Genomic DNA, 25,140 nt, shown 5'->3' with positions numbered 1-25,140 from the left:
AAATGATAAGTTTGATAAAATCAATATCATATTTTAAATATTTAGATCTAATCTCATATATTAGTTAGCTAAAACTAAGATTCGATGAATTTTTCTACACTCGACTTTATTGTCTTTATAGGCTACTGCCTACTCATAATCGTTGTTGGTATCTGGGTATCCCGCGAGAAAAAGGGACATACTAAGAACTCCACCGATTACTTCCTTGCCAGTAAATCATTGCCGTGGTGGGCTATTGGTGCATCGCTTATTGCCTCCAACATTTCGGCAGAGCAGTTTATCGGTATGTCGGGCTCCGGCTTCGCAATAGGCCTTGGTATTGCGAGCTACGAGTTTATGGCGGCAGCCACGCTTATTTTAGTGGCCAAGTATTTTCTCCCGATCTATATCAAGGAGGGGATCTTCACGATGCCTCAGTTCCTGAAGCTGCGTTACGATGACCGTATTCGTACCAGTTTGGCCATTTTCTGGATCATGCTGTACATCTTCGTAAACCTGACGTCGGTGCTATACTTGTCTGCACTGGCACTGAGCGTGGTGCTGGGCATTAGCACTACTTATGCCACTATTGGCCTTGCAGTGGTAGCGGTATCTTACTCCATTTACGGTGGTCTTAAGGCTGTTGCCTGGACAGACGTTATCCAGGTAATATTCCTGATCATGGGTGGCTTGGTAACGACTTACCTTGCGCTGGATGCTGTGAGTGGCGGGGCTGGTCCTGTCCAAGGTATGGGAATGTTGTTTGAGCAGGCGCCGGAGAAATTCGACATGATTCTGTCTGAAGACAATCCATTCTACAAAGATTTGCCGGGCATAAGCGTACTGGTAGGTGGTCTTTGGATAGCCAACATCAGCTACTGGGGCTTTAACCAGTACATTGTACAGCGTGCGCTGGCTGCTAAAAGTGTAAAAGAGGTGCAGTGGGGTCTTGTGTTTGCAGCCTTCCTGAAACTGTTGATTCCGTTAGTAGTAGTTATACCTGGTATAGCAGCCTTTGCACTTAATGCAGACATCAGCAGATATGACGAGGCTTATCCTTGGTTGCTTGGTAACCTGGTGCCTACAGGTATGAAAGGTCTGGCTTTTGCTGCTCTGATTGCTGCTGCCTTGTCCTCGCTGAGCTCTATGATGAACTCTACAGCTACCATCTTCACGATGGACATCTACAAAGCACACCTGAAGAAAGATGCTACAGAAAATCAGATGGTACTAACTGGCCGACTGGTGAGCTTGTTTGCTATCATCGTTGCTGTGCTGGTGGCTGAGCCACTACTGGGTGGAGAGGAGCAGGTGTTCCAGTTTATTCAGAAGTACACTGGCTATGTAAGCCCGGGTATTGTGGTACTGTTCCTGTTCGGTCTGTTCTGGAAGAGAACTACCTCTAACGCCGCTCTTGCTGCCGCTATCGCGTCTGTGCCATTTAGTATCATCATCGACCTTTCTTTCCCGGAAATGCCGTTCCTGGACCAAATGGGACTTGTGTTCCTGCTGCTGTCTACACTGGTAGTTGGCTACACGTTGTGGGAAAACAGCAAGGGTAAATATCCTGATAGCACTGTACAGATAGAGAAGGGGCTTTTCAGAACGGATGGTATCTTCAACGTTGCGGCAACAGCCATTGTGTTTGTGCTGGCAGCTATGTACATTATTTTCTGGTAGAGCATTAGGGTTGCAGCTAGGAGTAGATTTTACCTCACCTATCCACAACTACTAAACTTATAAACTTTAAATCCGCATGCCTGACCTTAGAGTTGGGCGTGCGGATTTGTTATTTACAGGGGCTAAAGAGCTGCTTTACCCTCATTACTTACCTAAGACTGGTAAGATTTATTTGCAGGCGTAAAAAGTGCTTGAGTATACTTATGAGCTCAGGCTATGTAAGGTTGTAATCACCTGGTACTGAAATTTTAACATCGAAAATTACATCTTTTGTGCCGGTTTCGGAGTATGTATGGTTTAGTAGCAAACCCGCACCGTGCTACGCTATAGTAGGTGGAAAACTTTTGTATTATATAATATTATCAGCCTATGGCCAGTACTGATATCACCACCGGGGTGCATCATGTTCATGACGAGCATGATCATCATCACGATCAGAATTTTATCGAAAAGTACATCTTCAGTCAGGACCACAAGGTAATTGCCAAGCAGTACCTGTTCATGGGTATTTTTTGGGCTTTTGTGGGAGGCTTATTGTCTATCCTTTTCCGGATGCAGTTAGGCTGGCCTGAGGCTACCTTTACTTTTCTGGAGCCTATTTTAGGTGATTGGATAGAGAATGGAAAGCTTAACCCTGAGTTCTACCTTGCGCTGGTTACCATGCATGGTACCATCATGATTTTCTTTGTGTTGACGGCAGGGCTAAGCGGTACCTTCAGTAACTTCCTGATTCCGCTGCAGATTGGTGCCCGTGATATGGCTTCCGGTTTTATGAACATGCTTTCTTTCTGGGTGTTCTTCCTGGCAAGTGTTGTAATGTTCACCTCCCTCTTTCTGGAGACAGGCCCTGCCGCAGGTGGCTGGACGGTATATCCGCCACTGAGTGCCCTTCCTGAGGCGATACAAGGCTCAGCAGCTGGTATGACTATGTGGTTGATCTCGATGGCCCTGTTCATCGTTTCGCAGTTGCTGGGAGGGGTAAATTATATAACAACTGTAATTAACCTGCGCACACATGGCATGTCCATGTCTAAGCTGCCGCTTACGATCTGGGCCTTCTTCCTGACAGCAATCCTGGGCCTACTGGCTTTTCCTGTACTTTTCTCGGCAGCGTTGTTGCTGATCTTTGACCGTAGCTTTGGTACAAGCTTCTTCCTGTCTGACATCTATATTGCCGGACAGGCACTGGCCAATACTGGTGGTAGCCCAATTCTGTTCCAGCACTTGTTCTGGTTCCTGGGTCACCCAGAGGTATACATCGTGATCATGCCATCTTTCGGTATAACTTCGGAGGTAATTTCTACTAATGCCAGGAAGCCTATCTTCGGTTACCGCGCCATGATCGGCTCGTTGATAGGTATCTCGGTGCTGTCATTTGTAGTATGGGCACACCACATGTTCGTAACGGGTATGAACCCGTTCCTGGGGTCTGTATTCATGTTCCTGACGCTGATTATTGCGGTGCCATCGGCAGTGAAAGTGTTTAACTGGCTGGCCACGCTCTGGCGCGGGAACATCCGGTTTACATCTGCCATGATGTTTGCCATCGGCTTCGTGTCGCTATTTATCTCTGGAGGTCTGACAGGTATTATACTTGGTAACTCTTCTCTAGACATCCAGTTACACGATACTTACTTCGTGGTGGCGCACTTCCACCTGGTGATGGGGGCTGCAGCGTTCTTCGGCATGTTTGCTGGTGTGTACCACTGGTTCCCGAAGATGTTCGGACGTATGATGGATGAAAAATTAGGTTATGTTCACTTCTGGCTGACTTTCCTATCTGTATACTTGATTTTCATGCCAATGCACTACATTGGTATTGCTGGTTTCCCAAGAAGATATTATGCCTGGACAGGCTATGAGACGTTCAATATATTTGCAGACCTGAACAGTTTTATCAGTATTGCCGCTGTTCTGGGATTCTCCGCTCAATTTATCTTCCTGTTCAACTTTATTTACAGCATCTTCTTTGGTCGCAGGTCTTCACCAAATCCATGGCATTCTAATACGCTGGAGTGGACTACACCGGTGCTGCCAGGACATGGCAACTGGCCAGGTCCGCTGCCTGTAGTGTACAGATGGCCTTACGACTACAGCAAACCAGGATCACCGGAAGACTATATTCCACAGACGGTTCCTTTTTCAAAGACACATTCATCGAACCTGCCTTATGAGCATGACGCAAATTAAGAGTAGAACACAAAAAGAGCCGGAGCTGTACAGCTCCGGCTCTTTTTACTTAAGTATGATCATAAGTTACGTCTGTGCATCTCCATTTGCAATAGTGCCAACTCTCGGCCCATCTGACCAGCAATGGAGGTATTCTCTTCTGCTCGACGAAGCAGGTAAGGCATGGCCGTAGCCACTTCTCCGTAAGGCAGGTATTTCGAAGTGTTATAGCCCGCATCTGCCAAGTTGAATGTCAGGTTGTCGCTCATCCCATATAGTTGCGAGAAGTGTATACGCTGCTTGTGGTCACTAATCGAATCTTGCTGTATTCGCTCTGTAAGGTATTTGATGCTTTTCTCGTTGTGGGTAGCAGCACAAAGCTCTAAGCGGTGCAGGTTCTCCAGGCATAGGTCTATGGCTTTGTTAAAGCTCCTATCAGTATCTTCTTTTTTTGTGAAAACAGGACTAGGGTAGCCTTGCTCTCTGGCTCGCTGTTGCTCTTTTTCTATGTAGGCGCCTCGCACTATCTTGATGCCTAGTGTCACGGGTTCTTTTTTAAAATGCTTTAGGCAACTTTTCAAGTAGGCAACACGGTCAGTGCGGTACATCTGGAGGGTGTTAAAAACTACTGCGCGTTGCTTGTTGTACCTACGCATCATTTCTTCGGCCAGCTCATCTATAGGGCGCTGCAGCCAGCTTTCTTCAGCATCAATGTATACAGTAACACCTGCTTCAGCCGCAGCCTTGCAAATGTTATCTAAGCGAACCGCTGTTTGTGTAAAGGCTTTCCTCTCATCAGAACTTAACTTTTGCCCTTGGTGCAGCTTCTCTAAAATGGCGTTGTGCCCGATACCGGTTAATTTCACGCTAATGCAGGAGAGGCCTTCTGTACTGCGGGCAAGTTGTATGTTGCGAAGCACCTCATCGTGCACAGCATCAAAGCCATCTTCCGTGTCCTGAGCCTCGGCCGCATAGTCCAGCACTGTTTGCACGCATGCACTGGAGAGCTTTTGCACTACTTCTTTTGCTTCGTGTACTGTTTCGCCACCGCAAAAATGCCTGTACACTGTGTTTCGGATAAGACCTTTTACCGGTAGTCCTATTCGTAAGGCCCAGGTAGTAGCTAAACCTCCAGCCTTCACAAGGGCCGGTTTGCCCATCATGCTAAACAGCCAGTAAGCCAGCCTCATTTCATAATCACTTTTGTTGCGGAATGTTACCTGCAAATTGTCAGGGTTGAAATGTCCGGGTATATTATAGGCAGCATTTTGCACCATATTATTTATCTTTTATTGTTTCGACTTCTATTTTTAACTATACCTGTGTTCGTAAACAACCTGCTTAAGTTGTTGTAGACATAAAGAGTGATTTGTAATATTCTTATATAAGAGCTTTTTTGATGCAGTATTCGACTTGGTGGTGTACAAAGGCAAGTCCTCTGTAAATTCTTCAATTGAGGTTACAGCAGATAATAGATATTTAAAAAGGTAGTAGCTCTTCTGTATGTCTCTTGAACTCAGGATAAGATAAGTGCTAGTACTACAGTGAGCTATGAAGCTGTCTAGAGGATGATTGTATTCTGGTGTGTGGTTTCCTAAAAGTATAGCTGTATATTCGCATCCGCCATACAGGCTATGGCTTTCATCATTATAATATCCAAATCCAATGAAGTATACTTTGGTAAAGGCACTGTGGGTGCTAATGGCTGTGGTAATGTTATCTTCCTGCGTTATCTCCAGAAAGAAAACAGATAAGAATGGTAAAGTGATTGTTATCACTAACGGTAGCCGAAAAGATAACGGATTGCACAAAGGATGGTACAAAAATCCAAACAATCCTCACCATCCGCGCACTACTAACCCGGGCCACACTAAACACAAGGGCAAAGGCACAGTGGTGGCAAAAGGGCAACATGGTAAAGGCAAAAAGGGAAAACACTAACCCCATTGCTTTTACTTAGCGCAAAAGGAGTTATAAGAATAGCAGAGGCTTTCTTATAACTCCTTTTGCGCTAAATATTTAAACTATTCTTACACGACACAACGTTATAAAGCGAAAGGCTGCCCGGGCGAAGGAGGGCCTAAAGATTATAACCGTATGGTAAGAATATTTGCTGTTGCGCTATCCATACTAATTGGTAGTGCCATGTACAGTGTACCAGCCGAAGCCGCCGCACTAGGTGGTCCAGGACTGAAGTCTCTTTTTTCAAAGAAGGGAGTTAGCAAGAAGGCGTTTAAAAAGAGCAAGCGAACCAAAAAATACCATATTGCCGCAGCCAAAAAACAGCGCAGAGCTAAGTGGCAGCAGCGTTACCCAATGGTGCCATAGCAGAGCTGTACCTTTGCCACATGCTCTGCGTATAAGCGCTTATGGCAACAGAAAATACCCGCTACACTCGTACCCCTACCTCTGAAAAGCTTAAGTGGGTAGATCATATTGCTTACCTGATGGACAACCAGTTCCGGTTGCCTGGAACAAATTATCGCTTTGGCTTGGACCCAATCCTGGGCCTGCTTCCTTTTGCCGGCGACCTTGCCTCGTTTGGTGTATCGGCCGTTCTCATCCTGACAATGGTACGGCACGGAGCGAGTGGTAAACTGGTAGCTCTGATGATGCTGAACGTAGGTTTGGATGTGATTATTGGCAGTATTCCTATCTTAGGTAACATCTTCGACTTTGCTTTCAAGGCCAATGAGCGCAATGTGCGCCTGCTGCGTCGCCATTATGAAGAAGGTAAATATCAGGGCAGCGGAAAAGGACTTATTGTGGGGGTATTGATAGGCTTGGTGCTGATGCTGGTGTTCTTAGTGTGGCTGCTGTGGCAGATCGGAGAGTGGTTATATCACTTTGTGGCTTCGTACTTTTAAGCCTGCAACAGCTTTACAAAATAACTTTCTAGGAGTATTTCTCTGGAACGCTAAACCAGTTGCAGGCGACCTAAGCTTTTAGCTACCTCGAGTGCCTTTAGCGCACTCTCTTCCTTGTCCTTAATCTCCAGCATGATGTCCATGTCGAGCCCTTCTGTTTCTACCAGGAAGTCGTGGAAGAGCTGTTCCTCTATACTTTGAATGTGCTTGCCGCGGCGTTCATTCGGTGCCTGTGCGCTGTAATCCATCATCAGGATTCCATCTTTCTCCAGGTCCCAGGTGGTGGCGGCCATTTGTACTGCCTCGCGCATAGGCTCGCCGTTATTTACGCATTCATGGTGCAGGTTATCGAATATAATGGGCATGCCGGTCAGCTCATGCAGTTGCAGGCAGTCCTGCAAAGTATAGGTGCGGTCGTCGTTTTCTACACAGAGGCGTGCCTTTACGGCGTCAGGTAACATCGTATGGTATACTTCGGCAAAGCGCTGTATGGCCGCAGGTTTGTCTCCATAGGCTCCACCACCATGAATTTGCAGCTTAGCAGTAGTGTCCAAACCCATAAGGTCCAGTATGCTGCATTGGTAGACAAGCTCGGCAATGCTGTTGCGCACCGTCTGCTCGTTGGGTGAGTTTAGCACCACAAATTGGTCGGGGTGCATCGAAATACGCATGTTATTGTTCTTGATGTAGCTACCTAGCCGTCGCAGGGTCATTTTAAAGTGCTCTTGCCAGTTATACTTATTAATCTCATGTGAGGCAAAAGGTACAAGATCGGAGGTGAGGCGGAAGAACATCAAGCCGTGCTGCACATTGTACTCCAGTATGCGACGCAAACAAATAAGGTTCTGCTCTACCGTCTCAATAAGCCGCTCTTCGGAATAGGAAGCCAATCGAAAAGTACGGGAAGAACTACAATCTAGCGCTACGTTTACACACGGGTATCCAATTTTCATAGTTTCAGGTCTTGTTATACCTTAACCTACGCAGCAGGACAATATTTGGCTGCTTTACTGATAGCCGGTATTGTCTTTGAAGAAACGGTTGTAATCATCTTGTTCCTTTCTTCTTCGCTCAGCCTCTTGCTTTTCCAGGTACTCTTGTAGCTGGCGTTTCTGTTTGCCTTCGCTTGAGAAGAGGTCATACATTAAGCCAAAAGGATTGAGTATGGTTGGCGGAGCTGCTGGAGCAGGCGGTTCAGGTTCGAAGCCAGGTAAATAATTAGGATTCTTGGTCTGGCTGGTTTGCTCCCGCTTCATGTTGCGCAAAGCACGGTCAATCATTTCTTTGGACGGTCGGCTGGTAACTTCTACCTCACCCAACATCACGCTGTCTTCCTGCAGCACTATATTTACCCGTAACTCAGACACTGGTAAGGCTTTGGGCAGGTAGAGGAGCGGCTTAAAGCCAAGTGCCCGTATCATCAGAGTATCAGTTTGCGCTACGTCGATCAGGAATTTACCCTGCTCATCTGACACAACACCCATGTTGGTATTAACTTTTACAATGGTAGCACCGGGTATGGGGGTTGTACGGTCAGGCTGAAGCACAGTACCGCTAATCCGGATATTCCTCTGAGCTAGAGAGGGCATACTGTATACCAAAAGTATCAGTGTTAGTAAATAAAACAGTGGGTGTTTGTACATCTAGATTGTTATCGTACTGCGGCAATCAACTCTAATACGCCAAAACCTGCCAAATAGTATGCCAGCCTCAGGCATTGGGGCAGATTAAGTAAAACTACTAAATAATTACTATATGTCTAAAAGACAGAAGCCTGCAGCTGTACGTGCTGCAGGCTTCTGTGAAGTATAATTTTGTTTGAATGGATCATCTAGTTTTGGTCAGCTCCGCTCTCTCGGCCGTTGGCCGATCCACTACCGCCGCTGCTGTTGCCAGTACCGCTGCCGTCAGTGCCTACATCAGTATCTTCTGGTTTTTCTGTAGCACTGTTAGAAGTAGCATTATACTGTCTTGCCAAGTCGCTTAGCTGGCTACCTTCAAGGTAGTAGGTTGTCACCATTTCCACCGCCACTCTACCTTCAAGTTCCTGGCGCGCACTTGCTGGCAGCGATCTTGTGCTGAAAGCGTAATATTGATATGGTGGCGGATCTGCCGGGCCACGTGTGCCTGGTTCTCTGTTGCCGTAGCCACGAATGTGCCTAGGGTTTACCAATTCGTCCTGATTTGAGTTTACTACCTCTGTAGAGGTTCCCTTTGAATCCTCACCGCAGGAGGTGGCAAAAAACAGAAGGGCGATGGCGGCTACTGGAAAAAACTTTTTACTCATAGTTTCTCGATATGTTAGTTTTAAGCTGCCCTATTGGGAAGCTGCGAAGGTGCAAATCTGCTAGGACTTAGTACGCTGCCATAGGATGTAATGTTCAGGAAGGGGAGCTGTAGGCATTGCTGAAGCAAAAAGCGCCGGCTTTTCAGGCCGGCGCTTTCTCTTAACTTACGCTTATTGCTTAAGCTTTCTTCAACTCAAAAACGGTAATTTCTGGCAAAAAGCCTACGCGGCCAGGATAGCCTAGAAAGCCGAGGCCAGTGTTCACATACAAGTGCTGGCGACCTTTCTTGTAAAGTCCAGCCCACTGCTCGTATACGTACTGAACTGGACTCCATTTCCAGCCAGGTATGTTTACCCCAAACTGCATGCCGTGGGTATGGCCTGAAAGTGTCAGGTCAATATCTTCATACTTCTTGTTGATCTCACCATCCCAGTGCGATGGGTCGTGAGAGAGGAGTACTTTAAACGGTATCTTCTCTGTACCCTGGTAGGCTTGGTTAAGGCGACCGTACTGAGGAAAACCTCTCTTATTGCCCCAGTTCTCGACACCAAGTACAGCAATCTGTTCGCCATCTTTTTCAATGATACGGTTCTCATTTAGGAGGATGTCCCAACCCATTTGGCGGTGGCTATCGATCAGGGTCTGCAGGTTTTCACGCTTCGCCTCCTGGCTTGGCCAATTCACATAGTCACCATAATCATGATTGCCTAGCACGGAGTACACCGCCTTTTTGGCACGGATGCCACCAAGCGTGTCGAGGTGCTCCCTTAGTTCAGTTGCCACATTATTCACCAGGTCGCCGGTAAAGAATACCAGATCAGCTTCCTGCTTATTGATGATGCGCACAGCTTCCTGCAATGGCTCAGTAGAATTAAAGCTGCCCGTGTGCAGATCCGATATCTGGAGCATCTTATAGCCATCAAAGGCGCTAGGAAGGTTCGGGAAACGCAGCGTTACACGTTTTACACGGTAATCGTAAGCACCCTTTACCATACCATAAATAAAGGCTGAGAACGGAATAGCAGCTACTACAAGCCCCATTTGGTTCAAAAACTTGTGCCGCGAAGGGTCAAATTTCTCATCGCCGTTAGCTGAGTTTAGCACAATTTTACTTAACCGCAGCACATCGTCCAGCAGCAGGAAAACCACTATTATTAGCTTGGAGGCAAAAATGATGAATAATGTACTAACCAGGTATGTCTTAAAAGCATCTGGCGGAGTTCCACGTGTGGCAGAGGCAAGCGTAAAGGTGCTAGCTGTTATGGCAAAAATAGCCCAATGTATAAAGTAAATGACTTTTTGAGCTGTAGTATTCAGGTTCTGAGTTACTGTTTTGATAGCCTGAAAAACGTACAGGTCTACTATAAACAGCAGTAGGAGGATGATTCCAAAAGATAACATACGTTGCATATTGGTGTTAAACCGTCCGGTTTCAGTATTGTTTTATACTGCCGCGGCTATTTCATTCAGAGTATAAAATGTGCAAAAAAAAGCATCTGCAGGTTGAACTATTTCAAGTCGAAAGAGAATCCACATGCATTCTCTTTATTATCAAATTTTGTACCGTAAGTGAAAGAAGAAGAAGCTCCTGCCACACTGCCATACATGCAGCCGCTCAACAGCAAAACATGGGCAGAGGAAAATCGTCCGCGCGAAAAGCTTTTGCTAAAAGGTAAAGCCGCTTTGTCAGACGCTGAGCTTATCGCTATTCTGATAGGGTCTGGCACCCCCAAGTTAACCGCCGTAGACGTAGCGAAACGGATACTTGCCGCCATTGGGAATCACCTGAATGAGTTGGCTAAGCTTACGGTAAAAGACCTGATAAAACACAAAGGCATAGCAGAGGCTAAGGCTATTACTATTGTTAGTGCTCTCAAGTTAGGCCGCCGCCGTAAAGAGACTACAGTAGCCGCTAAAACCCGCATTACCTGTTCCTCTGATATATACAACTACACTAAGCCACAGCTGCTGGATTTGCCGCATGAAGAATTCTGGGTTATACTGCTAAACCAGGCTAACGTGGTGATGAAGAAGGAGAATATCAGTTCTGGAGGCGTGGCCGGTACGGTGGCCGACCCAAAGATCATCTTCAAAAAAGCACTGGAGCAGTTGGCAAGTTCTGTCATCGTGGTGCACAACCATCCAAGCGGCAATATCAAACCCAGTGCCGCCGACATTGCCCTCACGAAGAAAATGAAGGAAGCTGGCCAATTTTTAGACCTGCCCGTCCTCTATCACATCATCTTTACCGACAACGACTACTATAGCTTTGCAGATGAAGGAATCTTGTAGAGTTATAAAGTTGGGAAGTTAGAAATTAAAAAAGTTAGTCTGATGGGTGAGGAGAGGAAGAGTAATTATGCTTTTGCAGAAGAGTTTAAGATGCGAACAAAAGCATTCAGTGTCAGAGTAGTGAGGCTGTTTCGGGCGTTGCCTAATAGGCCGGATGCTCAAATTTTAGGAAAGCAGTTGCTGGGATCCGCTACCTCTGTTGCAGCTAATTAAAGAGCTGCTTGCCGTGCAAGATCTGCTGCAGAATTTTCTGCCAAAATCGGAACCGTATTGGAGGAAGCTGATGAGTCGCAATATTGGCTGGAAATGCTGGAAGAATCAGGAATTGTAAAAGCAGAACTACTCGTAAGCTTGAAACAGGAGGCTGCATCGCTTACGGCATTGCTAACCAGTATTAGAAAGTCATCTATGGCAAAAAAGTAATTTTCTAAATTTTTAACCTTACAACTCTCTAATCAAGCATCAGTCTTCCGGCAGAATCTCTTGAACTCGTCCAACCTCACCAGTTTCTAGCCTTACTTTAATACCGTGAGGGTGTGTGGGAGAGTTGGTGAGAATGTCCTGCACGTAGCCTTCGGTAAGCTCACCGGTGCGTTGGTCTTGCTTCTGTACGATGTTAACGTGAGTGCCGGGTTTGATGTTAGCGCGTTTTCTGCCGTCCATGATAGAAGTATAAAGTATAGTTCAGGCTGCAAGATACGCAGGATAACCGAGGGTGTTAGTGCTGGGGCTTCGTGATGATGTTTAAGTACTGCTCCTTAAAGCTCCACTGAGAACGGGAGGTGTCAAAATCCGCAACCTCTACTTTTTCTATTTGGCGCAGGTCGGCCAGCAGCAACGATGTGTCTTTAACATGTGTGCCGTTGATGGCAAGGGTTAGGTTTTGCTCCTCTTTAGATATGTTGAAAGCTTTGTATACTTCCTCCAGCCGGGCTAGTGGCAGTTCCTGCTTCAACTCCATCATGATCACGCCGTGTTTCCCTTTATCCGCCAATTGCTCTGGTACTTCCGAACCTTTCAGCACATTTATACTTTCGATATCGTTTGGGTTCAGGATTATAGCGTTCGGGGATGCCTCTTGCTCGTTAACCAGTACCAAAGCTTGAGATTTAGCTGTAGGTGGCGCACAGTTTAGCCGGACTGTTACTTTCTTTTGCTCGTTTAACTGCTGTGCCTGTGCACTGAAAGTCAGGCTAAGAAGAGCCACCACTAAGTATGTTTTCATGGGTTATTTTTTCTCTAGTTGCTGCACAGGCTCCTGTGCATTTCTCTGCTCCTGCTCCATGTCATTGGTCCGCTTCATGTATATCAATATACCAATCACACCCAATATATGGCCTGCCAATATAAGGTAAAGGCCCTGGTAGTTATCTGACGGTTGTAGCATACGAAGTACAATGCCTACTATCGCCAGGAGTGCGGCAATTTTGTAAAGCATCTTTTCGATGGTTCTATCTATCATCAGGCAACAGTTTTAGTAAAACAAAAGCGCTATACAAGCTGCTGTTTTTACACTGCAGCTTGTATAGCGTTAAAGTATGGTTACTACTGGTCTCAAACCGCAGAGGCTACAGCAGATGTTGCGTTAAGGTCTATTTTCACCCCCATCACATCCAGAAAGGCTCTGATGAATTTAGGGTGCCCAGGCCATGCTGGCGAGGTAACTAAATTACCGTCTACCACCGCCTCGGTAGGCTCTACAGAAACATAAGTACCTCCTGCTAATTCTACTTCAGGCGCTACGGCAGGGTAAGCAGTTAGGCGCCGGCCTTCTACCACGCGTGCAGCTGTAAGAATCTGAATACCGTGGCAAACTGCGGCTATAGGCTTGTTAGTCTCGGCAAAGTGGCGGGTAAGGTCTATTACACCCTGGTGCAGGCGGAGGTATTCAGGGGCACGGCCTCCGGCAATTACCAAACCGGCATATTCTTCAGGGTTCACCTCTGAAAAAGTGTAGTTCAATGTAAAGTTGTGGCCCGGCTTTTCGCTATAAGTCTGGTCACCCTCAAAGTCATGAATAGCTGTTTTGATGGTTTCGCCTCTCTTTTTATCGGGGCACACAGCATGTACCTCATAGCCTACCATCAGAAGCATCTGAAAGGGAACCATGGTTTCATAATCCTCGGCAAAGTCGCCTGTCAGGAAAAGGATTTTCTTAGTGTTTTCCATAGTATGTTACGTTTTATGTATGCGATCTATAGCATCCCGCATAGAGGGTTTGGTACTTAATCAGGAGAAAGGTATAAAAAAGAAATTATAAAGTACAGTAATAAGTTGACTTTTGTCTTGAGAAAAGAATATTGTAAAATGTTGAAGTTGATGCTGTTAAGCTTGTATAAGGTTTGCGAGGTCTGATATATGAAGGCTACGCAGCATGGAAGTTTTTTTATGCTGATGCGCCTGCATACGTACCAGGATGTCGTGTAGCATTTCGATAGCCTGCACCACATGAGGCCCCTTATTGAGCATCACACAATCGGCACGCTGCGCCATGGCTGCGTCGGTTATCTCGGCCCTTGATGGTCGTCCTTTCTTAGCCAGTGTTTCAAGTACCTGCGTAGCCCATACTACAGGTATATGCGCCGCCTCACAAAGCCACAGTATTTCCTCCTGTACTTCGGCCAGCCGTTGCCAGCCACACTCCACGGCCAGGTCGCCACGGGCAATCATGATACTAGCGGGGTAGCTTTTCATAACTGTCAGGAGAAGGTGCGGCAGGTTACGGAAACCTTCCTGTGTCTCTATCTTCAGCATGATGCCTAGGTCTGTAGCATGCAGCTCTTTTAGCTCCTGGTGCAGTGCCTCTACAGTATCGGCATGGTTCACGAAAGACAGGTTTACTATATCGGCATGCTTGGCTATGAATTTCAGGTCCTGACGGTCTTTCTCTGTTAGCCCCGTTATATGGATTTTACTTTCCGGAAGGTTGATGCCTTGGTCTGCCCGCAATCTGCTTCCAGTGTCGCTGGCATAGGTAATTTTTACAAGAAGCCTGTCTGGTGTTACCTCTTCCAGTACCCCCTCAATTTTGCCATCGTTAAAAAGTATAGGTTGCCCAACCTTAGTTTGAGTAAAAGCCTCAGGGAGAGTGCAGGAAATATGTGCATGCTCTATCACATGCCCGTGATCATCATAAATGGCAGGCTCCCCAGGAATAGGCTCCCGCGTTAGAACCAGAAAGCTGTTCTTTTTTAATGTTATGGGCAGTTCAAGTGCTTTCAGCTCTCCAACTTTGGTTGTTTTCTCAGTAGTGTGCTTGCCCTTTAGGCGCAGTTCAGTGCCAGTGGTGATGTAGGAGGTTTTGAGCAGGTGTGCCAACAGGCCTCCTTGTTCTTTTCTAACAACAGTAAGGGAGCGTTTGCGGCGGCGGGTGTCGGTAAAGTATAGCATGTCTCCCTCTTGCAACTGGGCTAGCCATACTTCTTGTAAGGGTAACCAGGCATCTGCATCTTTGGGGGGAGGAACGTCAGACGGAGCCAACCATACTTTAGCAGCCTCAGTAGTCTGGCCCAAGCTGTCCTGAGACGGATGTATCACCACTAGTTTTGGCCCTTCTTTGAGCGGGCCTGTACGCAGCTTGGGCCCCATCAGGTCCATAAGTATTTTGCACGGAATGCCTGTTTCTTTTTCTGCCCTGTGGATGTTGTCAATCATCTTCAGCCATGCTTTCTCATCATCATGTGCACAATTGATACGGGCACAGTTCATCCCAGCTTTGAGTAGGCGTGGCAGCAGCTCATACTGGTCAGCAGCCTCTGAAGGCAAAGTAACCATAATGCGGGTAGTGCGGTGTTCTGGCTTAGAGCCGAGCAGTTCTTCTGTGTGCGATGCCAGTAGTTCCCGGTTTTCGAAGAAGGACACCGCCAGTTGTTTAGGGGAGATTGGGCACTCAGCCATATGGCAAAGCTGTCTGCGTACTGCCTGCAGGCTTGCCAGCACGTGGCCTTCTGAACGGCCTAGGGAGGAAAGTCCCAAATGTGCTAACTGCTCTTGTAAGTCCCGTATGTCGTGTTGGCGTAGGGCCAGGTAATGAAGCAGGTTCTTTGCGCTCTTCCTGAATTTAGGGTGTACTGCCTGTATAGCTGGAGCAAACTTTTCTTCCAGCGTTATAGCATCCTGGTGCAGCTGATCTAGTTGTGAAATCAGCTCCTGATAAAGTTCCTGAGATTGTGCCATAGCTCGTTGAATATGTATAGGAGCATACGACTAATAAAAAAATGCAGATGATTCTAAAATATCTTTGCAAAGTTAAATATTTACTACACGCTCTACTTTGCGCATCAGTGAGATCCCTTTAGCAAGGATCGAAAAATGGGTAAAGTGATAGGTGAGGTAGTAAAACGTTAGTATTTAATTAGTTAACGACTTAATTGCGTGAGGTGATTTTAGGCTTACTGCCTAGCTGAAGATTTCAGTGTCTAGCAGGTGAGGAGCTTGGAAGGTGTGTATGAATAGATCCCTCTTAAAAGTGAAGGGGGAGAGGTGTGAAGGTAATTCTACAGTCACACGAGCCACAGATGCTGCAGCCTGTGAAAGGGTATGAGAAATACAGCAAGAGCATGCCTCGTTAAAAAGCATGCTCTTGCTGTATTTCTTAACAATTATTTTTTACCCAGTGGAGCACCTACCGGAATAGCGCAATCATGACCTGGCTGTCCGTGAGGAGGGTTCATGCCGGGAGGTGTTTGCGATGGCACAGGTGAAAGGTTAGGTTTAACCAGTCTTGGCAGAGGCGGACCATCCAAAGGTGCACCTACCGGAATAGCGCAGTTATGTCCTGGTTCACCATGTGGCGGGTTAAGCGCAACTGCTTTACCTGGAGTTTGTGCAGGCTGTGCCTGGTTTACATTAGCTGCAGGTACAGTAGCGGATGTAGTTGTGGTTTCGTTCTTCTGGTCTTCAGAACATGCGGCAAATAGCAGCGCCGAAGCTATAACTAAAGTATATGAGGCAATCTTCATGAGGGATGAGTGTTTAAATTAGATGTACTAACATGGACTTATCTTATAAAAGTTTCCATGGCAGCAGGAAACAAGGAACATGTGTACTAGTTATACAATCTACGCCTAAAGTGCAACACCTGAGGTATACTTCTGCCAAAGTACATAGCAGTGCTGCTACTTTCCTGCCCAAAATTTACGACCTTTGCACAAAATACTAGCCATAGAGTGTTATGCAACGACCGCTGAGACTTGTTATACTGGCGGGCCTGGCCTTGGTAGTTTTCTACTTTATGCAGGACGCCCTTTTTAACGACGATAACTACATACAGCCCTTGCTGAAGGAGCGTGAGGAAAAAGACCTTTCGTTCAGGAGCCGTGCCAACAGTCCTTTTGATGATGCCGGGCGCCGTGCCTTCAAAAACCTGGTATACTACGAGCCTAACCTGGATTACCGTGTGAATGCAAGCGTTGAGAAGCTAGCGCAGCAGGATACCCTGCTTATGCCCCTGACAAATGGCAGCTATGAACCTTACCTGCGCTACGGCACAGCAAGTTTCGAACTGGAAGGTGAGCAGCTTAAGCTGATGCTGTACAAAAAGCTGACTGGAGAGAAAGACCAGCTATTTGTTCCGTTTACCGACAAAACCAATGGCTTTGAGACCTACGGTGGTGGGCGCTTTCTGGACGTTCCTTTTGAGGAGGGGGACAAAAAGGTAGTGCTGGACTTTAACCGTGCCTATAGCCCCTTTTGTGCCTATAATCCAGATTATGTGTGCCCTGTGCCCCCAAAAAATAACCGCTTGAGCATAGCAATCCCGGCAGGGGAGAAAAATTATGAGGGAGCACACTAGAAGCTTGGCAAAGGAGTTTTATGATTAAAGGATAAAAAGACTATACGCTTTTCGGCAGCCCTTTTATCTTTTGTCTGATTTCTCCCCATAACAGAATTATCCTTAATTTTGAAGAAGATTGACTCCCGAAACGGGATTTGAGATTAACCCCAACAGAAAATAACATGCTGATTTCATTCGACTGGCTGAAACAACTCATACATACAGATAAAACTGCTGAAGAAATAGGTGCACTGCTTACTGGTGCCGGATTAGAAGTAGAGGGTATTCATACTTTTGATGTGGTACAAGGAGGCTTGGAAGGCATTGTGATTGGCGAGGTACTTACCTGCGAGTCACACCCTGACGCTGATCGCCTGCGCATTACGACTGTGGATATTGGTAACGGAGAACCGAGCCAAATTGTGTGCGGTGCGCCAAATGTGGCAGCTGGCCAGAAAGTAGTGGTAGCTACTGTAAATAGCACGCTATACCCAGCTGAAGGAGAGCCATTCAAGATCAAGAAGTCTAAAATACGCGGTGCTGTTTCAGAAGGTATGATCTGTGCCGAGGATGAAATCGGTATTGGTCAGTCGCATGCGGGCATTATGGTGCTGGACACTGAGCTGCCAAATGGGACGCCTGCAGCCGAGTTCTTCGGCTTGGGCTCCGATAAGGTATTCGAGATAGGTCTGACACCAAACCGTGCCGATGCTGCTTCGCATTACGGTGTAGCCCGCGATCTGCAGGCGCTGTTGGATACAAAAGTAGAGTTGCCTGCCATAGCGGCTTTCAAAGTAGATAACACTTCCCGCCCTATTGCAGTGGAGGTAGAAGATACAGACGCTTGCCCTCGCTATGCTGGCCTTACCGTTACAGGCCTGAAAGTAGGCCCATCGCCGGAATGGTTACAGAAGCGTCTGCGCGCTATTGGCCTCTCGCCGATAAATAACGTGGTGGATGTTACCAACTACGTGCTGCACGAGTTAGGTCAGCCACTGCATGCTTTCGATGCAGATAAAATTGCAGGCGATAAGATTGTGGTGAAAACTGTTGAAGCAGGTACTACTTTCAAGACTCTGGATGGTGTGGAGCGCAAATTAAATGCCACAGACCTGATGATCTGTAATGCTGATGAGCCGATGGCCATTGGTGGTGTATTTGGTGGAGAGGAGTCTGGCGTTACAGACGAGACAACCAGCATCTTCATAGAGAGTGCATACTTCTCACCAGACTCTATACGCCGCACAGGGATGGCGCATGGCCTAAAAACCGATGCTTCTTTCCGCTTCGAGCGCGGTACGGATCCGGATATAGTGATTACGGCTCTGAAGCGTGCTGCCCTGCTGATGCAGGAGGTAGCAGGCGGCGTGGTAAGTTCTGAGATTGTAGATGTTTATCCGAAACCAATAGAAAATCGACAGATTGAACTGAGCGTAGAACGTGCTCATACTTTAATTGGGCAGCACATTGGTGCCGAGCGAATTAAAACCATACTTACCGACCTGGGTATTGAGGTGACTGGTGAAACGGAGACACACCTTTCGCTGTCGGTACCGCCGTTCAAGGTAGACGTAACACGCGAAGCCGATGTGGTAGAGGAAATTCTGCGCATCTACGGCTTCAACAACATCGAAATGAGCGAGAACCTAGCTACAACATACTTGGCTAAGTTCCCGAACCCATACGCAGAGGATGTGACCGAGACAATCACGAGCTACATTGCAGCTAACGGATTCCACGAGATCATCACCAACTCTATCACAAACTCCAACTATTACCAGTATGCCGGTGAGGCAGAGGCAGCAAATCTGGTGAAGGTGGTAAACTACAACTCCGAAGATCTGGATGTAATGCGTAAGAGCATGGTTTTTTCAGGCTTGGAGGTGCTGCGCCGCAACATAAACCGTCGTCAGCGCGACCTGAAGCTGTTTGAGCTGGGCAAAGTATACGAGCAGCAGGAGGGTGATTACCAAGAAAGCCGCCGCCTGTCGCTATACATGACAGGCAACGTGACAGCAGAAAGCTGGAAACAGCCAAATGTAAAAACTGCCTTCCACGATTTGGCTGGTGTGGTGCAGAATGTGCTCCGTAAGCTGAATGCCGGAGACTTTGAGGTGCAGAAATTGGCTGAAAACCCATACATGCGCCAGGGCATTGCTTATGTGAAAAACGGTACCGTGGTGGCAGAGTTAGGTGTGCTGGATGCAGGCGTTACCCGCTTTATGGAAGTAAAGGAGCAGGTATGGTACGCAGAGCTTAACTGGGATTACCTGCTGAAGAAGTATAAAGACAAACTGGTAGCAGAGGAACTGCCTAAGTTCCCTGAGGTGCGCCGCGACCTGTCGCTGGTGCTGGACAAGCATGTGACCTTCGATGAAGTGAAGAAGGTAGCCTTTAAGGTGGAGCGTAAGCTGTTGCAGGATGTTAACGTGTTTGACGTGTATGAGGGAGATAAGATTGAGGCAGGCAAGAAAGCCTATGCTCTTAGCTTTACCCTGCAGGACAAGCAGCAAACCCTGACTGATAAGGTGATCGACAGCACCATGAACCGCCTGATGCAACAATTTGAGAAGCAACTGGGAGCTTTTATCCGCAAATAGTGTTATGCCCAAGGAAAAGCAAGTACAACAACTCCAGCATATTGAAGATAAGCTGCGAAAACTGATCCAGCGCCATACAGAGGTGCAGCAACGGCTCGTGCGTGCACAGGAGCAAGCTAAGCATCTGGAGGGGCTGCTGGAAGAAAAAGAACAGCAGATAAAAAATTTTCAAAATCAGGAGAATATTGTTAAAATTGTAGACACGATAGCAGGAAACACTGCAAATTCGACAGAGTTAAAGCTCAAGCTAAACGAATACATTAGAGAAATTGATAAGTGTATTGCTTACCTACAAGACTAAGTATGAGATCCTAAGGGGCTCAGAAAGGCAGGTAAGCCAGACTATAACCTACGCAACGGATGAGTGAATTATCGATAAAGATTCGCATCGCGGAACGCGAGTATCCGATGCGGGTGAAGGAAGAGGAAGAGGAAAGAATAAGAGCAGTCGGAAAGATTCTCAACGAGCGCCTGCGCTTTTACAAGGATCAATTTGGCATACAGGATAAGCAGGATCTGTTGGCAATGGTAGCATTTGAGACCATGGCAGAGAAGATGAAGCTGGAGGATGAGCATTCCTCGCATGTATCCCAGGTAGACCAGCAACTCAACCTTCTGGATGATCTCTTATCATCAGTGAATAAGTAAAGCGGAGGCCCTTTCAGGCCTCTTTTTATACTTCGTTTTGGGCTAGAAGCCATACCCTGTTCTCTTTGCAGGCACTTGCTATATGTGTTTAAAACCATAAACGCTTATAGTTATGCCCGATATCCTTTACATTGTATTAACAGCTCTTGTGGCGCTCGGAGTGGGCGTATACATAGGGCGCTCCCTGCTGCAGAAACTTTATAAGCAGCAGGAAGAAGAGGCTCGCCAGAAGGCCAAGAGCATCATTCGTGAGGCAGAAATCAATGCCGAAGCCATAAAGAAAGACCGCATTCTGGAGGCAAAGGAAAAATACCTTAAAATGAAAGCCGAGTTCGAGGAGGAGATGAGCAAAAAGAAGAACATCATCATCCAGAACGAGAACAAAGTAAAGCAGCGTGAGCAGCATGTGTCTAAGCAGATGGAACAGGCTAAGCGCCTGGAGGCTGACCTGCACAAAGAGAAAGAGCAGCTGCACGCAGAACTGGAGAAGGAGAAAAATCACCTGCATGCACAGCATGAGCAGCTGAAAAAGCGCAAGGAGGAGGTAGAGCAGCAGCACGAGGAGGTAGTGAGCCAACTTGAGAAGATTGCTGGCCTTACTGCTTCTGAAGCCCGTGAGCAACTGGTAGAGGCCCTGAAAAATGAGGCACAGTCACACGCTTCTTCGCACATCAAAGATATAGTGGCACAGGCTAAGCTTACTGCTACTAAAGAAGCCAAGAAAATCGTTATCGAAACCATTCAGCGTACTGCCGCTGAGCATGCCATTGAGAACTGCGTATCGGTATTCAACATCGAGAGCGACGATATCAAAGGTAAGATCATTGGCCGTGAAGGACGTAATATCCGTGCACTGGAGGCAGCAACAGGAGTTGAGATTATCGTAGACGACACCCCTGAAGCAATCATCATTTCTGGATTCGATCCGGTTCGTCGTGAAATTGCACGTCTGTCGCTGCACCGCCTAGTGGCCGACGGTCGTATCCACCCTGCCCGTATTGAGGAGGTGGTTACTAAAACCCGCAAGAACATTGAAGAGGAGATTGTGGAGATCGGTGAGCGTACTGCCATCGACCTTGGAATCCACGGTTTGCACCCAGAGCTGATCAAGATGGTAGGCCGTATGCGCTTCCGTTCGTCTTATGGTCAGAACTTACTGCAGCACTCACGTGAAGTGGCAAACCTTTGCGCTACCATGGCTGCCGAGCTTGGCCTTAATGTGAAGCATGCGAAACGTGCCGGTCTGTTGCACGATATTGGTAAAGTAACGCCAGATGAGCCAGAGCTACCACACGCTATTATCGGTATGGAACTGGCCAAGAAGTATAAAGAGCATCCAGACGTTTGTAACGCCATAGGTGCGCACCACGATGAGATTGAAATGACCGCGATGGTCTCTCCACTAGTGCAAGCCTGTGACGCCATCTCTGGTTCAAGACCAGGTGCTCGTCGTGAGATCATGGAGTCGTACATCAAGCGTCTGAAAGAACTGGAGGAAGCTGCCGTTTCTTTTGAAGGTGTAAATCAGTGCTACGCTATTCAAGCTGGCCGCGAGCTACGCGTAATGGTAGATGCCGACAATGTAACTGATGAAAAGGCTGCACAGCTGTCTTTCGACATCTCTCAGAAGATCGAGAAAGAGATGCAGTATCCTGGCCAGATCAAGATCACGGTTATCCGCGAGATGCGCGCCATCAGCTACGCTAAGTAAGTTTTAGTATTTGATATTAAATAAGGTTGAACCGCCTGCTGCATTTGTGGCAGGCGGTTTTGTTTTACCCGTTTGGCAGCTATAGCTCAGGAGTGATGCAGGTGCCCGTAAAAGAAAAAACACCTACAGAAACTGCAGGTGCTTTAAAACACTTAGCTATATAATTACTTGTTTGTGATCTTGAAAGCCTACTAAAGTGACAGTCGGCTTTTATAGATATCTGGCTGCTGCAAAGCAGAAGCCAGTTTTAGAAGGTATCTTTTAAGTTTAGTTGGATTCAAAACTAAAAGCTAAGTATGGCAGCGGGCAGCTAAACAACAGGAGATAATTTTAGCTGCCGCGCCATACTCAGTCTAAATAAAAATATATATGTACAGTGCGCAAAAGCGCGTGAAGATTTGACTTCAAGTATGTTTTACCGGCTGTAAAGGCAGAGCTATACTTTCAAGCAGATACTCACTGCCTTTAGCAAATAATTAACTCAAGAAAGCATTCAGCATCCAAAGAGTCTTCTCATTTTCATGGATGTCCTCACTGATGAGGCTTACTGTGCCCTCGTCGCCTGTTTCGGCTGCAAGTTTTAATATCTCGCGCTCCAGGTCTAGCAGCGTGCTTAGGTTCTGATGCGTTGCTGCTACTGTTTCTTTCCCATCGCTCAGGTTAGCGGCCTCTTTTATACTTGACACGCGCAGGTAGTCTGAAAACGTATGCAGTGGCTGTTGCCCAATAGTAAGGATGCGTTCCGCAATCGCGTCTATGCGTGTAAGCGCTACATCATACAGCTCTTCATATTTGTCGTGGAGCTGGAAGAAGTATACACCTTTAATATTCCAGTGAAACCCACGTAAGTTTTGATAATACAGGTGATAATTTGCCAGCAGTTCGTTGAGTTTATCTGCCACTTTTCTACTGTCTTCTTTCTGTAAACCTATATTTGATAGTTTTTCCATTTGTAGTTTTATCTTGTTGTTGTGCTTTGTTGTTGATACAAATGTCCAGATAAAAGCTATATATATCAAATCGATTGTATCTATGGTTTGATAAGTGTGGTTTATAATGTATCTTTGGTTAACAAGCAGCCTCTCTAGGTGCAGTAATTATATTAACACTTTGCCATTATTTCGATGACTCTTGTACAGTTAGAATACTTGGTAGCAGTTGACACTTATCGTCATTTTGCTACCGCAGCAGAACATTGCTTTGTAACGCAGCCAACTCTAAGTATGCAGCTGCAAAAGCTGGAAGAAGAACTGGGAGTACAGGTTTTTGATCGAAGCCGCGTACCAGTGCGGCCAACTGAGCTAGGAAAGGAAATCATTGCACAGGCACGAGTAGTGCTGGCCGAAAGCAAGAAGATTCAGGAGTTGATTCAAAACCAGAAGCAGGAGTTGAGCGGAGAGCTTCGCATTGGTGTTATACCTACTTTGGCTCCTTACCTGATGCCACTGTTCATCACGAGCTTTCTGGAGAAGCACCCACAAGTACGGGTGGTGGTGCAGGAGCTGTTAACCGACGAGATTGTAGAGAAGTTAAACCACGAATTACTGGACGTTGGTCTGCTGGTGACACCCTTGGCAAATAAAAGCATAAAGGAGGTTCCGCTCTTCTATGAGGCTTTCGTTGCATACATCAATCCGAAGCATGCCCTGGCGCAGCAGCCTTTTATTGCAGCAAATCAGCTGGACCTGGATGACTTGTGGGTATTAAATGAAGGGCATTGCTTTAGAAGCCAGGTGCTGAATATCTGTAACCGCGGTGGTAGCTCCGACAGTGGTGGACACCTTGATTACAGAAGCGGCTCCCTGGAAACCCTGAAGCGCATTGTGGAAACGCAGCATGGCCTGACTCTGCTACCAGAGCTATCGGTGTTAGAGATACCAGAGGAAAAGCAGAAACTGGTGCATCCTTTTGAAGAACCTCAGCCCCTACGTGAAGTGAGCCTGGTGGTACACCGAAGCTTCCTAAAGAAAAAGCTTATCGAGGCACTGAAAGAAGAGATTGTAGCCTGCATACCGGCAGCCATCCGAGAAAGGAAAAGAGAGAAGGTAGTAGAGGTGAAGACCTTCTGATGAAGGGATCTCAGCTCTTGCTAGGAAGGCTGCTCAAGAATAAATCATAGAGTCTTTAACACCTGTACATATGCAAAAAGTACGTTGGGGGATAATTGGCTGCGGAGACGTAACCGAAGTGAAAAGTGGTCCTGCGTTCAGTAAAATCGACCATTCAGAGTTAGTGGCTGTAATGCGTCGTGATGGAGCCAAGGCACAAGACTATGCCCGGAGACATGGAGTGCCAAAATGGTATGACGATGCAGAGGCACTTATTCATGACCCTGAAGTGGATGTTGTCTATATCGCTACTCCTCCAGACTCTCATGCTGCTTATACTTTACAGGTAGCTGCTGCAGGTAAGCCGGTGTACGTGGAGAAGCCGATGGCGCTAAATTATGCGCAGTGCCAGGAGATGATAACAGCATGTGGGAAGGCTAACGTGCCACTGTATGTTGCCTACTACCGCAGGAGCCAACCAGCATTCCTGAAAGTTAAAGAGTTGGTAGAGAGCGGCGCTATAGGTGAGGTTCGTTTGGTGAACATTAGGCTATACCAGGCGCTGCAGCCACACTTGTACGAAAATGGATTGCCTTGGCGTGTCAGGCCTGAAATCTCTGGTGGTGGCCTGTTTCATGATCTGGCTCCACACCAACTCGATATCCTGGATTACATATTAGGGCCTATATCGTCTGCCTCGGGGCAGGGAGCTAATCAGGCAGGCCTGTATGAGGCGGAGGACCTTGTAACAGGGCAGTTTACCTTTGAAAGAGGAGTGATGGGTAGTGGAATCTGGTGCTTTAGCGTTGCCAAGCAGCAGCATACGGATACCATAGAAATTGTTGGAAGTGCCGGGCGCATAACCTTCGCGACCTTTGCCAAAGATGTGCCTGTACGGCTAGAGACTGCAGCGGGAGTACAGGAGTTTTTACTATCGCCACCGATGCATGTGCAGCAGCCTTTTATTCAAACTATAGTCGATGAGTTAAGAGGAGTAGGCGAATGCCCGGGCACAGGGATTTCTGCTGCTCGTACAGCCTGGGTGATGGATCAGCTTGTGAACAGGCAATAGTGGGATGGAA

General features: G+C 47.0%; 25 protein-coding genes and 1 pseudogene. 14 read left to right on the top strand and 12 right to left on the bottom strand.

Going from position 1 to position 25,140, the window contains the following annotated elements; all coding sequences use genetic code 11:
* The first annotated feature begins 84 nt into the window (after positions 1–84).
* Both PKOR_RS02820 and PKOR_RS02815 read left to right on the top strand, forming a co-directional pair.
* Complete coding sequence (locus PKOR_RS02820) at positions 85–1,659, top strand: sodium/sugar symporter (RefSeq protein ID WP_046309016.1); 1,575 nt, start codon at positions 85–87, stop codon at positions 1,657–1,659.
* 369 nt (positions 1,660–2,028) lie between these two features.
* Positions 2,029–3,849, top strand: coding sequence for a cytochrome c oxidase subunit I (locus tag PKOR_RS02815; protein WP_046309015.1), 1,821 nt, complete (start codon positions 2,029–2,031; stop codon positions 3,847–3,849).
* A 59-nt stretch (positions 3,850–3,908) separates the two neighbouring features.
* Here PKOR_RS02815 and PKOR_RS02810 read toward each other — a convergent pair whose 3' ends face one another.
* A complete protein-coding gene (locus PKOR_RS02810) occupies positions 3,909–5,105 on the bottom strand; it encodes a proline dehydrogenase family protein (protein ID WP_046309014.1) in 1,197 nt (398 codons plus the stop codon).
* Positions 5,106–5,493: 388 nt separating this feature from the next.
* Here PKOR_RS02810 and PKOR_RS02805 point away from each other — a divergent pair, with 388 nt between their 5' ends.
* The 3 genes from PKOR_RS02805 (at position 5,494) to PKOR_RS02795 (ending at position 6,695) form a co-directional block, all read left to right on the top strand.
* Positions 5,494–5,769 carry a hypothetical protein gene (locus PKOR_RS02805; RefSeq protein WP_052738694.1) on the top strand — a complete coding sequence of 92 codons (276 nt, stop codon included), beginning with the start codon at positions 5,494–5,496 and terminating at the stop codon, positions 5,767–5,769.
* Between the two features lie 156 nt (positions 5,770–5,925).
* Positions 5,926–6,156 (top strand): hypothetical protein, encoded by a 231-nt coding sequence (locus PKOR_RS02800; RefSeq protein WP_046309013.1) that lies wholly within the window; start codon positions 5,926–5,928, stop codon positions 6,154–6,156.
* A gap of 41 nt (positions 6,157–6,197) precedes the next feature.
* Positions 6,198–6,695 (top strand): DUF4112 domain-containing protein, encoded by a 498-nt coding sequence (locus tag PKOR_RS02795; RefSeq protein WP_046309012.1) that lies wholly within the window; start codon positions 6,198–6,200, stop codon positions 6,693–6,695.
* Positions 6,696–6,745: 50 nt separating this feature from the next.
* On the opposite strand, the gene uvsE is transcribed toward PKOR_RS02795, so the two are convergent.
* From uvsE to PKOR_RS02775, 4 genes are all read right to left on the bottom strand, one after another.
* On the bottom strand, positions 6,746–7,648 hold the full coding sequence (gene uvsE / locus PKOR_RS02790; protein ID WP_046309011.1) for a UV DNA damage repair endonuclease UvsE: 903 nt from the start codon (positions 7,646–7,648) through the stop codon (positions 6,746–6,748).
* A gap of 54 nt (positions 7,649–7,702) precedes the next feature.
* Positions 7,703–8,284 carry a carboxypeptidase-like regulatory domain-containing protein gene (locus PKOR_RS02785; RefSeq protein ID WP_235337166.1) on the bottom strand — a complete coding sequence of 194 codons (582 nt, stop codon included), beginning with the start codon at positions 8,282–8,284 and terminating at the stop codon, positions 7,703–7,705.
* A gap of 242 nt (positions 8,285–8,526) precedes the next feature.
* The gene (locus PKOR_RS02780; RefSeq protein ID WP_046309009.1) at positions 8,527–8,982 is read right to left on the bottom strand and encodes a hypothetical protein; all 456 of its coding nucleotides are present in this window, start codon (positions 8,980–8,982) and stop codon (positions 8,527–8,529) included.
* A gap of 178 nt (positions 8,983–9,160) precedes the next feature.
* Positions 9,161–10,384, bottom strand: a complete 1,224-nt coding sequence (locus tag PKOR_RS02775; RefSeq protein ID WP_235337163.1) for a metallophosphoesterase — start codon at positions 10,382–10,384, stop codon at positions 9,161–9,163.
* A gap of 204 nt (positions 10,385–10,588) precedes the next feature.
* On the opposite strand from PKOR_RS02775, the gene radC reads away from it, so the two are divergent.
* Together radC and PKOR_RS25460 are read left to right on the top strand one after the other, a co-directional pair.
* Positions 10,589–11,275 carry a RadC family protein gene (radC, locus tag PKOR_RS02770; RefSeq protein WP_046313996.1) on the top strand — a complete coding sequence of 229 codons (687 nt, stop codon included), beginning with the start codon at positions 10,589–10,591 and terminating at the stop codon, positions 11,273–11,275.
* A 42-nt stretch (positions 11,276–11,317) separates the two neighbouring features.
* Positions 11,318–11,698: pseudogene (locus PKOR_RS25460) on the top strand (four helix bundle protein).
* 39 nt (positions 11,699–11,737) lie between these two features.
* On the opposite strand, the gene PKOR_RS02760 reads toward PKOR_RS25460, so the two are convergent.
* From PKOR_RS02760 to PKOR_RS02735, 6 genes are all read right to left on the bottom strand, one after another.
* Complete coding sequence (locus PKOR_RS02760) at positions 11,738–11,938, bottom strand: YwbE family protein (RefSeq protein ID WP_046309007.1); 201 nt, start codon at positions 11,936–11,938, stop codon at positions 11,738–11,740.
* Positions 11,939–11,993: 55 nt separating this feature from the next.
* On the bottom strand, positions 11,994–12,500 hold the full coding sequence (locus tag PKOR_RS02755) for a hypothetical protein (protein ID WP_046309006.1): 507 nt from the start codon (positions 12,498–12,500) through the stop codon (positions 11,994–11,996).
* Between the two features lie 3 nt (positions 12,501–12,503).
* Positions 12,504–12,737, bottom strand: coding sequence for a hypothetical protein (locus PKOR_RS02750; RefSeq protein ID WP_046309005.1), 234 nt, complete (start codon positions 12,735–12,737; stop codon positions 12,504–12,506).
* A gap of 92 nt (positions 12,738–12,829) precedes the next feature.
* The gene (locus PKOR_RS02745; RefSeq protein ID WP_046309004.1) at positions 12,830–13,444 is read right to left on the bottom strand and encodes a DJ-1/PfpI family protein; all 615 of its coding nucleotides are present in this window, start codon (positions 13,442–13,444) and stop codon (positions 12,830–12,832) included.
* Between the two features lie 156 nt (positions 13,445–13,600).
* On the bottom strand, positions 13,601–15,451 hold the full coding sequence (locus tag PKOR_RS02740; protein WP_046309003.1) for a pyruvate kinase: 1,851 nt from the start codon (positions 15,449–15,451) through the stop codon (positions 13,601–13,603).
* Between the two features lie 425 nt (positions 15,452–15,876).
* A complete protein-coding gene (locus PKOR_RS02735) occupies positions 15,877–16,236 on the bottom strand; it encodes a hypothetical protein (protein WP_046309002.1) in 360 nt (119 codons plus the stop codon).
* Positions 16,237–16,448: 212 nt separating this feature from the next.
* Here PKOR_RS02735 and PKOR_RS02730 point away from each other — a divergent pair, with 212 nt between their 5' ends.
* The 5 genes from PKOR_RS02730 to rny all read left to right on the top strand — a co-directional run bounded on the left by PKOR_RS02730 (position 16,449) and on the right by rny (position 22,010).
* Positions 16,449–17,069: a DUF1684 domain-containing protein gene (locus PKOR_RS02730; RefSeq protein WP_052738693.1), complete on the top strand. Its 621-nt coding sequence runs from the start codon at positions 16,449–16,451 to the stop codon at positions 17,067–17,069.
* 164 nt (positions 17,070–17,233) lie between these two features.
* A complete protein-coding gene (gene pheT, locus PKOR_RS02725; protein WP_046309001.1) occupies positions 17,234–19,651 on the top strand; it encodes a phenylalanine--tRNA ligase subunit beta in 2,418 nt (805 codons plus the stop codon).
* Positions 19,652–19,655: 4 nt separating this feature from the next.
* On the top strand, positions 19,656–19,952 hold the full coding sequence (locus tag PKOR_RS02720) for a hypothetical protein (RefSeq protein WP_046309000.1): 297 nt from the start codon (positions 19,656–19,658) through the stop codon (positions 19,950–19,952).
* Between the two features lie 59 nt (positions 19,953–20,011).
* Positions 20,012–20,299: a cell division protein ZapA gene (locus tag PKOR_RS02715; RefSeq protein ID WP_046308999.1), complete on the top strand. Its 288-nt coding sequence runs from the start codon at positions 20,012–20,014 to the stop codon at positions 20,297–20,299.
* Between the two features lie 112 nt (positions 20,300–20,411).
* On the top strand, positions 20,412–22,010 hold the full coding sequence (gene rny / locus PKOR_RS02710; protein WP_046308998.1) for a ribonuclease Y: 1,599 nt from the start codon (positions 20,412–20,414) through the stop codon (positions 22,008–22,010).
* Between the two features lie 476 nt (positions 22,011–22,486).
* Here rny and PKOR_RS02705 read toward each other — a convergent pair whose 3' ends face one another.
* Entirely contained in the window at positions 22,487–22,960 is a 474-nt protein-coding gene (locus PKOR_RS02705) for a Dps family protein (protein WP_046313992.1), read from the bottom strand.
* A gap of 174 nt (positions 22,961–23,134) precedes the next feature.
* Here PKOR_RS02705 and PKOR_RS02700 point away from each other — a divergent pair, with 174 nt between their 5' ends.
* Positions 23,135–24,079 carry a hydrogen peroxide-inducible genes activator gene (locus PKOR_RS02700; RefSeq protein ID WP_046308997.1) on the top strand — a complete coding sequence of 315 codons (945 nt, stop codon included), beginning with the start codon at positions 23,135–23,137 and terminating at the stop codon, positions 24,077–24,079.
* Between the two features lie 70 nt (positions 24,080–24,149).
* Positions 24,150–25,130 (top strand): Gfo/Idh/MocA family protein, encoded by a 981-nt coding sequence (locus PKOR_RS02695; protein WP_046308996.1) that lies wholly within the window; start codon positions 24,150–24,152, stop codon positions 25,128–25,130.
* Positions 25,131–25,140: the final 10 nt, after the last annotated feature.

The organism is Pontibacter korlensis, assembly GCF_000973725.1.
GTDB lineage: Bacteria > Bacteroidota > Bacteroidia > Cytophagales > Hymenobacteraceae > Pontibacter > Pontibacter korlensis.
This window is presented reverse-complemented; position numbering and strand designations above follow the sequence as displayed.